Annotated in this window: 11 protein-coding genes; 8 read left to right on the forward strand and 3 right to left on the reverse strand. The window is 59.3% G+C overall.

Annotation, left to right across the window (positions count from 1 at the left end; genetic code table 11):
• The first annotated feature begins 126 nt into the window (after positions 1-126).
• From ACM6JQ_RS06175 to pabB, 4 genes are all read left to right on the forward strand, one after another.
• Positions 127-663, forward strand: a complete 537-nt coding sequence (locus ACM6JQ_RS06175; RefSeq protein ID WP_007916436.1) for an ATP-dependent zinc protease — start codon at positions 127-129, stop codon at positions 661-663.
• A 5-nt stretch (positions 664-668) separates the two neighbouring features.
• Positions 669-2,204: an inactive transglutaminase family protein gene (locus ACM6JQ_RS06180; RefSeq protein ID WP_007916437.1), complete on the forward strand. Its 1,536-nt coding sequence runs from the start codon at positions 669-671 to the stop codon at positions 2,202-2,204.
• Complete coding sequence (locus ACM6JQ_RS06185; RefSeq protein WP_095189425.1) at positions 2,204-3,190, forward strand: alpha-L-glutamate ligase-like protein; 987 nt, start codon at positions 2,204-2,206, stop codon at positions 3,188-3,190. Before ACM6JQ_RS06180 ends, ACM6JQ_RS06185 begins: the two co-directional genes overlap by 1 nt.
• 362 nt (positions 3,191-3,552) lie before the next feature.
• Positions 3,553-4,896 (forward strand): aminodeoxychorismate synthase component I, encoded by a 1,344-nt coding sequence (pabB, locus tag ACM6JQ_RS06190; RefSeq protein WP_007916442.1) that lies wholly within the window; start codon positions 3,553-3,555, stop codon positions 4,894-4,896.
• Positions 4,897-5,027: 131 nt separating this feature from the next.
• Here pabB and thrH read toward each other — a convergent pair whose 3' ends face one another.
• The gene (gene thrH, locus ACM6JQ_RS06195; protein WP_007916444.1) at positions 5,028-5,645 is read right to left on the reverse strand and encodes a bifunctional phosphoserine phosphatase/homoserine phosphotransferase ThrH; all 618 of its coding nucleotides are present in this window, start codon (positions 5,643-5,645) and stop codon (positions 5,028-5,030) included.
• A 165-nt stretch (positions 5,646-5,810) separates the two neighbouring features.
• On the opposite strand from thrH, the gene ACM6JQ_RS06200 reads away from it, so the two are divergent.
• The 3 genes from ACM6JQ_RS06200 (at position 5,811) to ACM6JQ_RS06210 (ending at position 9,446) form a co-directional block, all read left to right on the forward strand.
• On the forward strand, positions 5,811-6,545 hold the full coding sequence (locus ACM6JQ_RS06200) for a phosphoadenylyl-sulfate reductase (protein ID WP_414893405.1): 735 nt from the start codon (positions 5,811-5,813) through the stop codon (positions 6,543-6,545).
• Between the two features lie 578 nt (positions 6,546-7,123).
• Positions 7,124-8,662, forward strand: a complete 1,539-nt coding sequence (locus tag ACM6JQ_RS06205) for an NCS1 family nucleobase:cation symporter-1 (RefSeq protein WP_123374751.1) — start codon at positions 7,124-7,126, stop codon at positions 8,660-8,662.
• Between the two features lie 55 nt (positions 8,663-8,717).
• The gene (locus ACM6JQ_RS06210; protein WP_414893406.1) at positions 8,718-9,446 is read left to right on the forward strand and encodes an aspartate/glutamate racemase family protein; all 729 of its coding nucleotides are present in this window, start codon (positions 8,718-8,720) and stop codon (positions 9,444-9,446) included.
• Positions 9,447-9,566: 120 nt separating this feature from the next.
• Here ACM6JQ_RS06210 and ACM6JQ_RS06215 read toward each other — a convergent pair whose 3' ends face one another.
• Entirely contained in the window at positions 9,567-10,493 is a 927-nt protein-coding gene (locus ACM6JQ_RS06215; RefSeq protein ID WP_414893407.1) for a LysR family transcriptional regulator, read from the reverse strand.
• A gap of 127 nt (positions 10,494-10,620) precedes the next feature.
• Here ACM6JQ_RS06215 and ACM6JQ_RS06220 point away from each other — a divergent pair, with 127 nt between their 5' ends.
• Complete coding sequence (locus ACM6JQ_RS06220; protein ID WP_007916450.1) at positions 10,621-11,367, forward strand: 3-oxoacyl-ACP reductase family protein; 747 nt, start codon at positions 10,621-10,623, stop codon at positions 11,365-11,367.
• Between the two features lie 72 nt (positions 11,368-11,439).
• Here the strand turns inward: ACM6JQ_RS06220 and ACM6JQ_RS06225 are convergent, their stop codons facing one another.
• Complete coding sequence (locus ACM6JQ_RS06225; protein ID WP_007916451.1) at positions 11,440-12,135, reverse strand: HAD-IA family hydrolase; 696 nt, start codon at positions 12,133-12,135, stop codon at positions 11,440-11,442.
• Positions 12,136-12,325 lie beyond the last annotated feature (190 nt).

A 12,325-nucleotide genomic window follows, 5' to 3' on the forward strand; every position in this document is an offset into this window, starting at 1 on the left:
GAATGCCGCCCGCATTTGCTGGCCATTTGTACGGCTTGTCATAAAAAGCTGATAGGCACACGAAGGGCCTTGCGCAAGTTTTGCCAAGGACCTGAACCGAAAACGGAACGCTGCGCACCAGGATTTATGAGACTCAAGCCTTTCCCCACATTCTTTGCCCTGTTTTGCCTGCCCGGCCTCGCCGCCGCGGGGGAAAAAACCGTGTACGGCCTCAACGAATACGCTTCGCTTGACGGCATCAATCTGGAAGTCGCGGCCAAACTCGACACCGGGGCGAAAACCGCCTCGCTGAGTGCCCGCGACATCAAACGCTTTAAACGCAACGGTGAGTCCTGGGTGCGCTTCTACCTGGCCATCGACGCCGCGCATTCGCACCCGATCGAACGGCCGCTGGCGCGGGTCAGCAAGATCAAGCGCCGCGCCGGCGACTACGACCCGGAAGAAGGCAAGAAGTACACCGCCCGTCCGGTGATCGAGCTGGATATCTGCATGGGATCAGCGCTGCGCAGCATCGAAGTGAACCTGACCGACCGAAGTGCGTTCCAATACCCGCTTTTGATTGGCTCCGAGGCGCTGAAACGCTTCGACGCGCTGGTCGACCCCAGTCTTAAATACGCTGCCGGCAAACCCGCCTGCACCATCGCCGCTCATACCGCCGAGTAATTTCCATGCGTTCTCTAACCTTCCACCTGAAAATCCTGATCACCATTCTGGTGCTCCTGGGCGTTTCGGTTACGGCCTATCAGATTTTCGTGCTCGGCATCCCGGTGACCGAAGATGCGACCGACGACTTGTGGAACATCGACGCCAAGGTCGAATTCGTCGCCAGCACCAAGGATCCGGTGAAGATCCAGATGTTCGTGCCGCCGTTGAGCCGCGATTACGTCAGCCTCAACGAGAGTTTTATCTCCAATAACTACGGCGTCGCCGTGAACCGCGTCGACGGCAACCGCAAGGTCACCTGGTCGGCGCGCCGGGCCAAAGGGAATCAGACGCTTTATTACCGTCTGGTGCTGACCAAGCGTTACACCGCGGAAAAATCCAAGATCAAAGGCCCGACCTTCCGCGACAGCATGGTCATCGAAGGCCCGGAGAAAATCGCCGCCGAAGCCCTGCTCGCGCCGATCCGCCAGCATTCCGCCGACGTCGAAACGTTTATTGGCGAGGCGATCAAACGCGTCAACAACGTTAACGACGACAACGTGAAACTGCTGCTGGCCGGCGATCCGTCGACGCCGCACAAAGCCAAAATCGTTGAACTGCTGTTGTCCATCGCCCACGTGCCGGTGGAAAAAGTCCACACCATCCGCCTCGTCGCCGACCAGCCGCAAACGCCTGAACTGTGGCTGCGCAGCTTCAACGGCAACGACTGGCTGTACTTCAATCCGGAAACCGGCGAACAAGGCCTGCCGACCGACCGTCTGCTGTGGTGGACCGGCGATGAGAACCTGATCACCGTCGATGGCGGCAAGAAGGCCAACGTGACCTTCAGCCTGAATAACAGCGAGATGAACGCGATTCGTCTGGCCAAGCTGACCGACGAAAACACCGACGCCAACTTCCTCGAATACTCGCTGTACGGCCTGCCGCTGCAGACCCAACAGACGTTCATGATCATGGTGATGATCCCGATCGGTGTGCTGGTGATCCTGATCCTGCGCAACCTGATCGGCCTGCAGACCCTCGGCACGTTCACCCCGGTACTGATCGCCCTCGCCTTCCGCGAAACGCAGCTGGGCTTCGGCATTCTGCTGTTTACCGTGATCACCGCGCTGGGTCTGTCGCTACGTTCGTACCTGGAACACCTGAAGCTGCAAATGCTGCCGCGACTCTCGGTGGTGCTGACCTTTGTCGTGGTGTTGATCGCGGCGATCAGCCTGTTCAGCCATAAGCTCGGGCTGGAACGTGGTCTGTCGGTGGCGCTGTTCCCGATGGTGATTCTGACCATGACCATCGAACGCCTGTCGATCACCTGGGAAGAGCGCGGCGCCAGCCATGCGATGAAAGTCGCGATCGGCACGCTGTTCGCCGCTTCTCTGGCGCACCTGATCATGACCGTGCCTGAGCTGGTGTACTTCGTGTTCACCTTCCCGGCGATCCTGCTGATTCTGGTCGGTTTCATGCTGGCGATGGGTCGCTATCGCGGCTACCGCCTGACCGAACTGGTGCGTTTCAAGGCTTTCCTGAAGAAGGCTGACGCCTGATGTTCGGTTTCTGGAAGACCTGGAAGGCCCTCGAGGCGCGGGGCATCATGGGCATCAATCGGCGTAACGCCGACTACGTGCTCAAGTACAACAAGCGCAGCCTGTACCCGATCGTCGATGACAAGATCATCACCAAGGAGCGCGCCATCGCGGCCGGCATTCACGTGCCAGAGCTGTATGGCGTGATTTCCACCGAGAAGGAAATCGACAAGCTCGGCGAGATCATCGGCGGGCGCAGCGACTTCGTGATCAAACCGGCCCAAGGCGCTGGCGGTGACGGCATCATTGTCATCGCCGACCGTTTCGAAGGTCGCTATCGCACGGTATCGGGCAAAATCCTCGCCCACGAAGAGCTTGAGCATCACATCTCGAGCATCCTCACTGGCCTGTATTCGCTGGGCGGCCATCGTGACCGGGCGCTGATCGAATACCGCGTGACCCCGGATCAGATCTTCAAAAGCATCAGCTACGAAGGTGTGCCGGACATCCGCATCATAGTGCTGATGGGTTATCCGGTGATGGCGATGCTGCGCCTGCCGACCCGGCAGTCGGGCGGCAAGGCCAACCTGCACCAGGGCGCGATTGGCGTGGGTGTCGATCTGGCGACCGGTTTGACCCTGCGCGGCACCTGGCTGAACAACATCATCACCAAACACCCGGACACCACCAATGCGGTGGACGGCGTGCAACTGCCCTACTGGGACGGTTTCATGAAACTCGCCGCGGGCTGTTATGAGCTGTGCGGGTTGGGCTATATCGGCGTGGACATGGTGCTCGATCAGGAGAAAGGTCCGCTGATTCTGGAGCTGAATGCGCGGCCGGGGCTGAATATCCAGATCGCCAATGACTGTGGGCTGACATTGCGCACGCACGCGGTGGAAGCGCGACTGGAAGAGCTGAAGGCGCGTGGGGTGACGGAATCGGTTGAAGAGCGGGTGGCGTTTACCCAGGAAATGTTTGGGCATATTCCTGCTGTCGAGGGCTAAAAGCTGAAGAGCCCCTCACCCTAACCCTCTCCCAAAGGGAGAGGGGACTGACCGAGGTGGATGTTGGAGGTACGCCGACCTGAACGTCTTGAGTCGAACTCAGGCTTGAAAGGCATGGAGATCTGCTCCCTTCCCCCAAAATATCAAGCCGAACCCTGGCCTTGAAAAGCATGCAGATCGGCTCCATCCCCCAAGATATCGAGCCGAACCCAAGTTTGGAAAAGCCCCCGATCTGCTCCCTTTCCCCTTCGCCCCCCTTGGGGGAGAGGGCTGGGGTGAGGGGGTAGGCTTTTGATTTTGATCTGACAGCCGAGAGAGGACTACAATCCCCACCCCGCCTCAACGGCCGATCTGCCCCGCCCATGTTGACCTGCTCCGTACACCCGCTGCCCTACCGCGCCAATCCCGCCGACTATTTCGCGGCCATCCGCAACGCGCCTGGCGCCGTGCTGCTCGACAGCGGCCGACCGAGTGCCGACCGTGGCCGTTATGACCTGCTCAGCGCCTGGCCGCTGGAACAACTGGCGGTAATGCCGGACGAAAGCGGCGATCACTTCCTGCAGCGTCTGCGCGACAATCTGAATCGCCTCGGCGAAGCTGATTTGCCAACGGGTTTCGACCTGCCCTTCGCCGGCGGTTTGATCGGCTATCTGAGCTACGACTTCGGCCGCCATCTGGAAAACCTGCCGAGCCAGGCCCGCGATGATCTGCAATTACCGGATGCACGTTTTGGCCTGTACGCCTGGGCACTGATCAGCGATCACCAGACGGCCAGCAGCCAACTGGTGTTTCATCCATCCGTGATCGATAGCGAGAAACAGCGGCTGATCGCGCTGTTCAGTCAGCCGCTTGTCGAGTTGATGGCGCCGTTCAAACTGAACCAGCCAATGACCGCCGATCTCTCGGCTGACAACTACCGCCAAGCCTTCGAACGCATTCAGCATTACATCCAGGCCGGCGACTGCTATCAGGTCAACTTCGCCCAACGCTTCCGCGCTTCGTGCCAGGGCGACCCATGGCTGGCTTACTGCGCATTGCGCAAGGCCTGCCCAACGCCGTTCTCCGGTTTCCAGAGCCTGCCCGACGGCGGCGCCGTGTTGAGCCTGTCGCCGGAGCGCTTCGTCAAAGTCAGCCAGCGTCAGGTGGAAACCCGGCCAATCAAAGGCACTCGCCCGCGTGGCCTGACGCCAGCCGAAGATACCGCGAACGCCGCCGAACTGCTGGCCAGCCCCAAGGATCGTGCGGAAAACCTGATGATCGTCGACCTGCTGCGCAACGACCTCGGCCGCACTTGCCGCATCGGTTCGGTGCGGGTGCCGGAGTTGTTCAGCCTGGAAAGCTATCCGAACGTGCATCACCTGGTCAGTAGCGTCACCGGTGAACTGGCCGATGATCGCGACGCACTGGATTTGATTGCCGGCAGTTTCCCCGGCGGCTCGATCACCGGCGCGCCGAAGATTCGTGCAATGCAGATCATCGATGAACTGGAGCCGACCCGGCGCGGGTTGTATTGCGGCTCGTTGCTGTACCTGGACGTGCGCGGCGAGATGGACAGCTCCATCGCGATTCGCAGTCTGTTGGTCAAGGATGGGCAGGTGTGTTGCTGGGGCGGTGGCGGGATTGTCGCTGACTCGGATTGGCAGGCTGAGTATCAGGAGTCGATCACCAAAGTCAGAATCCTCCTCGAAACCCTGCAAAACCTCTGAGTAATGATCGTTCCCACGCTCCGCGTGGGAATGCAGCCCGGGACGCTCCGCGTCCCATCCAAAGCCGAACGCGGAGCGTCCGTTGAGGCATTCCCACGCAGAGCGTGGGAATGATCGTCAGGTGGTTGGGTTTACAGGCTGAGGTCGCGGTTTGAGGCCTTAAGGAACTCCTGCTTCAACTCGGCAAAGGTGTGCACCGCGGGGAACTGCGGGAACTCGCGAATCACATTCTCCGGCGCGTGGAACAGAATCCCCGCATCCGCCTCGCCCAGCATCGTCGTGTCGTTATACGAATCCCCCGCTGCAATCACCCGGTAATACAGGCTTTTGAACGCCAGCACCGACTGGCGCTTGGGATCTTTCTGACGCAACTGATAGCTGGTCACCCGCCCGGTTTCGTCAGTGATCAGGCGATGGCAAAGCAAGGTCGGGAAGCCCAACTGGCGCATCAGCGGCTGTGAAAACTCGTAAAACGTATCCGACAGAATCACCACCTGAAAGCGTTCGCGCAGCCAGTTGACGAACTCCACCGCGCCGTCCAGCGGCTTCAGTGTGGCGATCACTTCCTGAATGTCCGACAGCTTCAAACCGTGCTCATCGAGGATGCGCAAACGTTGCTTCATCAGCACGTCGTAATCGGGAATGTCCCGGGTGGTGGCCTTGAGGGATTCGATTCCGGTTTTTTCGGCGAAGGCGATCCAGATTTCCGGCACCAACACCCCTTCAAGATCCAGGCAAGCAATTTCCACAAGACACTCCCGTTTGTATTGATTATTTGAGTCGAGCGATGCCGAACTCTAGCGACTCACAGGCAGACGCGCAACGCACGGCAGGCCCCCGAGCCGTGCAGCTTTTTGTTACCATCAGCCCCATATAGAGCGCCCAGCGCCACCGACCTGTAGGAAGCCGCCCTGATGAGTGCAACGTTCGACGTCGTGGAACTCGCCACGACCTATGCCAACAAATCCGCGCAAGACATTCTCAAACTCGCGTTTGCCGAGTTCGGCGATGACTTGTGGATATCTTTCAGCGGCGCCGAAGATGTGGTGCTGGTGGACATGGCCTGGAAGCTCAACAAGAACGTCAAGGTGTTCAGCCTCGACACCGGCCGTCTGCACCCGGAGACCTACCGCTTCATCGATCAGGTGCGCGAGCACTATAAGATCGACATCGAACTGGTGTCGCCGGACTACACGAAACTGGAACCGTTCGTGAAGGAAAAAGGCCTGTTCAGTTTCTACAAGGACGGCCACGGCGAATGCTGCGGCATCCGCAAGATCGAACCTTTGCGGCGCAAACTGTCCGCCGTCAACGCCTGGGCAACCGGCCAGCGCCGCGACCAGAGCCCGGGCACTCGTAGCGCCGTGGCGGTGATGGAAATCGATACCGCGTTCTCCACCCCGGAGCGCACCCTGTACAAGTTCAACCCGCTGGCGCAGATGACCAGCGAAGAGATCTGGGGTTACATCCGCATGCTCGAGCTGCCGTACAACAGCCTGCATGAGCGCGGCTTTATCAGCATCGGCTGCGAACCGTGCACCCGCCCTGTCCTGCCGAACCAGCACGAGCGCGAAGGCCGCTGGTGGTGGGAAGAGGCGACGCAGAAAGAATGCGGGTTGCATGCCGGGAATATCATTAGCAAAGCGTAACTCCCTGCCGCGCTGATTTCCCCCTGTAGGAGTGAGCCTGCTCGCGATAGCGGTGTCTCAGTCGATGAATTTTTTGGCTGATACACCGCTATCGCGAGCAGGCTCACTCCTACATGGATTTGTAGCGACTCCATAAATGTGTACACACGAATGTCACCATCGGTGCCATTTATGTGTGCACTTTTTACTTTCAGCGCCCTGAAAAGTTACATCCCTGCCAAAAGCACCTCGCCTCCGCCCGCCATCAAAATCCCCCGCCAAAAATAAATACCTGTTCGAACGGTCAATTTTTAACCAGCCAATTTCAAAGACTTAGCACTCATCGATAATTTTTCGAAATGAACACGGCCGCCTATAGATCCGCAACTGGCACAAATCTGGCTTTGGTGCATGCATGTTTTGTATACAAAACTGCAAAACATAAAACCACTTTCGATCCGCAAGCCTGAAGCGCCCTATCCCGTACAGGCTGCAGATGCCCCGTAACCAGTGATGCTTTCACTGCTGCGACGAAGATTTGTCGAGCCTGACGGCTTATGCACAGTCATCGCAGCCTTGAACATCAGGAGCCTGCCGGAATGCGTACAAGTCTCTCCAACAACATCGCGCTGAATCTGCCCGCCTCTGTCCCCGCTCAACCGTTACCTCATGACGGTCTGAGCGAGCCGTTACAACTCAGTCCGCGCCTGCACAACAATGATCTCGCGCCGACCAAGGCCGAAGGTCGGCGCTGGGGCAAATACAGCATCTTCGCCCTGTGGACGAATGACGTGCACAACATCGCCAACTACTCGTTCGCCATCGGCCTCTACGCCCTGGGTCTGGGTGGCTGGCAGATTCTGCTGTCGCTGGGGATCGGCGCGGCGCTGGTGTACTTCTTCATGAACCTGTCCGGTTACATGGGGCAGAAAACCGGCGTGCCGTTTCCGGTGATCAGCCGGATCAGTTTCGGCATCCACGGCGCGCAAATTCCTGCACTGATCCGGGCAGTAATCGCCATTGCCTGGTTCGGGATTCAGACGTATCTGGCGTCAGTGGTTTTCCGCGTACTGCTGACTGCCGTGCATCCGGGCTTCGCCGAGTACGACCACGACTCGATTCTTGGCCTGTCGACGCTGGGTTGGGTGTGCTTCGTGGCGATCTGGTTCGTGCAACTGGCGATTCTGGCCTATGGCATGGAGATGGTTCGCCGTTATGAAGCGTTTGCCGGGCCGGTGATTCTGTTGACCGTGGCCGCCCTCGCCGCGTGGATGTACTTCCAGGCGGACGCGACCATCGCCTGGTCGATCCGCGAACCGCTGACCGGTGGCGAGATGTGGCGCAACATCTTTGCCGGCGGCGCGTTGTGGCTGGCGATCTACGGCACGCTGATTCTGAATTTCTGCGACTTCGCCCGCTCTTCGCCGTGCCGCAAGACCATCAAGGTAGGAAACTTCTGGGGTTTGCCGGTGAATATTCTGGTGTTCGCTGCGATTACCGTCCTGCTGTGCGGTGCGCAATTTCAGATCAATGGCCGGATCATCGAGAGCCCGACCGAGATCATTGCCTCGATTCCCAACACCTTCTTTCTGGTACTCGGTTGCCTGGCGTTCCTGATCGTCACCGTGGCGGTGAACATCATGGCCAACTTCGTCGCCCCGGCCTTCGTGCTCAGCAACCTGGCGCCGAAGTACCTGACCTTCCGCCGCGCCGGGCTGATCAGCGCCACCATCGCCGTGTTGATCCTGCCGTGGAATCTCTACAACAGCCCGTTGGTGATCGTGTACTTCCTGTCTGGCCTCGGCGCCCTGCTCGGCCCGTTGTACGGCGTGATCATGGTCGACTACTGGTTGATCCGCAAAGGCCGGATCAACGTGCCGCAGCTCTACAGCGAAGATCCCAACGGCGCCTATTACTACAGCCGAGGCGTCAATTTCCGCGCGGTGGCGGCGTTTATTCCTGCGGCGTTGATTGCCATCGTCCTGGCGCTGGTCCCGGGTTTCCACAGTGTCTCGCCGTTCTCCTGGCTGATCGGCGCCGGGATCGCCGGAATGCTCTATCTGATCATCGCCAAACGCCAACCGCACTACGCCGACATCAGCGGCGAATCGATCGCTGTCGACAACGTCTGCCATTAACTCCCTCGCGGCCCGGACTTCGGGCCGCAGAACTGCCCGCTATAAGGATTTCCCCATGCGTATTCTCGTGGCCAACGTCAACACCACCGAATCCATCACCGAAGCCATCGCCCGCTCGGCGCAGGCTGTTGCGTCACCCGGTACCGAAATCGTCGGTTTGACACCGTACTTCGGTGCCGACTCGATTGAAGGCAACTTCGAAAGCTATCTGGCGGCCATCGCGGTAATGGATCGGGTGATGTCTTACGATCAGCCGTTCGATGCGGTGATTCAGGCCGGTTACGGCGAGCACGGCCGCGAAGGCCTGCAGGAATTGCTCAATGTGCCGGTGGTGGATATCACTGATGCGGCGGCGAGTACGGCGATGTTTCTCGGCCATGCCTATTCGGTGGTGACCACGCTGGATCGCACCGTGCCGTTAATTGAGGATCGGCTGAAATTGTCCGGTCTGTGGAATCGGTGTGCTTCTGTTCGGGCCAGTGGTCTGGCCGTTCTAGAGTTGGAGCACGAACCACAACGCGCCCTGGAAGCGATCGTGCATCAGGCTGAACTGGCGGTGACGCAGGACAAAGCCGAGGTGATTTGCCTGGGTTGCGGTGGCATGGCCGGGCTGGATGAACAGATTCGTCGACGCACTGGCGTGCCGGTGGTGGACGGGGTGACAGCAGCGGTGACGATTGCGGAATCGCTGGTGCGCTTGCGCTTGTCGACGTCGAAAGTGCGGACTTATGCAACGCCACGGCCGAAGAACATCATTGGCTGGCCGGGGCGGTTTGCCCGCTGAGGTCATCAGCGAAAACCGAGTCGACCCATTCGCGAGCAGGCTCGCTCCCACAGGGGAAGTGCACTCCAAATGTGGGAGCGAGCCTGCTCGCGAAGGCCACACCTCGGTCTGATACCTTGCTCAGATAGCACTGAACCGCCGCGCCAACCCCTGCTCCGCAAACTGCTCAATCACATAATCGACAAACGCCCGCGTCTTGCCCGGCAACAACTTATGTTCGGCGTAATAGATCGAGATGTTGCCATCATCGACAAACCAGTCCGGCAACACCCGCTGCAACGTCCCCGCCTCCAAGTACCCCACCGCAAACGGCATACTCACCAGCGCAATTCCCAAGCCTTGCGCTGCTGTCCTGCAAGCGGCCTCGGAATCACTCATGGTCATCCGCGCCTTGAGCATCAACGGCTGACAGTTCTGTGGATTGCGTCCGGTCAATTGCCAGGAACGCACGCGTCCGGTCTGCGGCGAGCGGATCAGAATGCCGTCGTGATGATTAAGGTCATCCGGCTCGATAATCAGCGGATGGGCCTGTAAATAGTCGGTAGACGCGACCAATATCCGGTGCGCCGGACTCAGCTTGCGCGCGATCACGCCTTGCGGCAGTTCGAAACCGCCACCGATGGCCGCATCAAAGCCCTGGGCGATCAGATCGACCTGTCGATTATCGAAATGCCAGTCCGGATTGATCGCGGGGTAGCGCTGCAGAAACTCACCCAGCATCGGCACGATATGCAGACAGCCAAACGCGGCGCCCATGCTGACTTTCAGCGTTCCCGCCGGCAGCCCTTCGACGCTGGAGAGATTGGCCACGGCATTTTGAATGGTGGTCAGGCTACCGCTGACTTGATCCAGAAACAGTTGTCCGGCCTCGGTCAGTGTCAGGCTGCGTGTACTACGCTGGAACAGCCGCACGCCGAGCCGAACCTCGAGTTTGGCCACGCTCTTGCCGACGGCTGCCGGGGTCAGACTCAAGCGTCGTGCGGCCTCGGCAAAGCTGCCGACTTCGGCACTGCGCACGAAGCATTCAATGCTGCTGAAGGTTTCCATGATCGCCACTATAAACTTCTGGTTTACACAGACTATAGCAATCATGGTCTACACAGTTGTCGATACTACGCCGATACTCGCCACCAACACCAAGGCACTCCCGCCTTGAACACTCTGGAGATCGAACATGACCACTCAACACCTCGGCGGCAAAGTCGCTCTGATTCAAGGCGGTTCCCGTGGTATCGGCGCAGCCATCGTCAAACGTCTGGCCGCTGAAGGCGCTGCAGTAGCCTTCACTTACGTCAGCTCCGCGGCGAAAGCCGAAGAGTTGCAGAACAGCATCACCAGCAACGGCGGCAAAGCCCTGGCGATCAAGGCCGACAGCGCCGATGCCGCCGCCATCCGCCACGCCGTCAGCGCCACGGTCGAAGCCTTTGGCCGCCTCGACATTCTGGTCAACAACGCTGGCGTGCTGGCTGTTGCACCGCTGGAAGACTTCAAACTCGAAGATTTCGACCAGACCGTGGCAATCAACATTCGCAGCGTTTTCATCGCTTCCCAGGAAGCCGCCAAACACATGGGCGAAGGCGCACGCATCATCAACATCGGCAGCACCAACGCCGACCGCATGCCCTTCGCCGGCGGCGGTGTGTATGCGATGAGCAAATCGGCGCTGGTCGGTTTGACCAAAGGTCTGGCCCGCGACCTCGGTCCTCGTGGCATCACCGTCAACAACGTGCAACCCGGCCCGGTCGATACCGACATGAACCCGGCGCACGGTGATTTCGCCGAAAGCCTGATCCCGCTGATGGCGGTCGGTCGTTACGGCAAAGCCGAAGAAATCGCCAGTTTCGTTGCCTATCTGGCAGGCCCGGAAGCCGGTTACATCACCGGTGCCAGCCTGACCATCGACGGTGGTTTCGGCGCCTGATTTATCTGAGTCGACTGAACGAAAAACGCCGCCCCTCTGTTTACACAGGGGCGGCGTTTTTTTGTCAGATGTTTACGCCCATTCCAGCGCCGGCAAGCCACAGGCACTTGGCGTGAACGCTTTCAGGCTACGAAGAATCCCGTCAGCGTGTGCGTATTTTTCATCGGCCATGGCGGCATCGGGGATGGCGATCGCGGTCATGCCGGCGGCTTTCGCGGCGGTCACACCGAACGGTGAATCCTCGAACACCAGGCAATCCTCAGGTGCCACGCCCAGGCGTCGGGCAGCGGTCAGAAAGATATCCGGCGCCGGTTTGGCCGCGCCAACTTCCGGATCGTCTGCCGTGACAATGAAATCGAACAGCGCGAACCAGTCGCGGTGCAGCGTGGTTTTCTGGCCGAACGACTGACGCGAGGAACTGGTCCCCACGGCAATCGGGATGTTGTGCGCCTTGAGATGGCGGATCAACTCTTCGGCACCCGGCATCGCTTGTGCGGTGGGAAAACGCTCGCGCATCAGCGGCTCGCGAATCACCAGAAATTCTTCGGCGGTGATCGGTAGATCCAGTGCCTGCACCACGTAATTGGCCAGATCGTTGGCCCCGCGACCAATGATGTTCTGCTTGATGCTCCAGTCGAAGGTGCGCCCGTAACGCTGGGCAATCAGCGAGGTGACTTCGGTGTAAATGCCCTCGGTGTCCAGCAGCAAACCGTCCATATCGAAAATCACGGCCTTGATCGGGCCGAACGCCTTCAGCGGTGCATTCATCATCGGATCCGTTAACAAAGACATCCCGGGCGGCACGGTTGGTGCCGCTACGCGGATCTGATTAAAGGGTTCAGCAGCATAACGAGCGCGACGGACATTGAGCAACGGGCAATGTTTGTTGGGCGATGAACTACTCGCAGATATTTAGCGAAACATCCTACAGATAACGCCTACTCGCCCGACTTCTTTC

The organism is Pseudomonas sp. IT-232MI5, from assembly GCF_949767845.1.
In the GTDB taxonomy this organism is placed as follows: Bacteria; Pseudomonadota; Gammaproteobacteria; order Pseudomonadales; family Pseudomonadaceae; genus Aquipseudomonas.

Excerpts from the sequence above, each read along its gene's own strand:
- ACM6JQ_RS06175 (WP_007916436.1), top strand. The coding sequence starts at position 127 with ATGAGACTCAAGCCTTTCCCCACATTCTTTGCCCTGTTTTGCCTGCCC.
- ACM6JQ_RS06180 (WP_007916437.1), top strand. The coding sequence starts at position 669 with ATGCGTTCTCTAACCTTCCACCTGAAAATCCTGATCACCATTCTGGTG.
- ACM6JQ_RS06185 (WP_095189425.1), top strand. The coding sequence starts at position 2,204 with ATGTTCGGTTTCTGGAAGACCTGGAAGGCCCTCGAGGCGCGGGGCATC.
- pabB (WP_007916442.1), top strand. The coding sequence starts at position 3,553 with ATGTTGACCTGCTCCGTACACCCGCTGCCCTACCGCGCCAATCCCGCC.
- ACM6JQ_RS06200 (WP_414893405.1), top strand. The coding sequence starts at position 5,811 with ATGAGTGCAACGTTCGACGTCGTGGAACTCGCCACGACCTATGCCAAC.
- ACM6JQ_RS06205 (WP_123374751.1), top strand. The coding sequence starts at position 7,124 with ATGCGTACAAGTCTCTCCAACAACATCGCGCTGAATCTGCCCGCCTCT.
- ACM6JQ_RS06210 (WP_414893406.1), top strand. The coding sequence starts at position 8,718 with ATGCGTATTCTCGTGGCCAACGTCAACACCACCGAATCCATCACCGAA.
- ACM6JQ_RS06215 (WP_414893407.1), bottom strand. The coding sequence starts at position 10,493 with ATGGAAACCTTCAGCAGCATTGAATGCTTCGTGCGCAGTGCCGAAGTC.
- ACM6JQ_RS06220 (WP_007916450.1), top strand. The coding sequence starts at position 10,621 with ATGACCACTCAACACCTCGGCGGCAAAGTCGCTCTGATTCAAGGCGGT.
- ACM6JQ_RS06225 (WP_007916451.1), bottom strand. The coding sequence starts at position 12,135 with ATGAATGCACCGCTGAAGGCGTTCGGCCCGATCAAGGCCGTGATTTTC.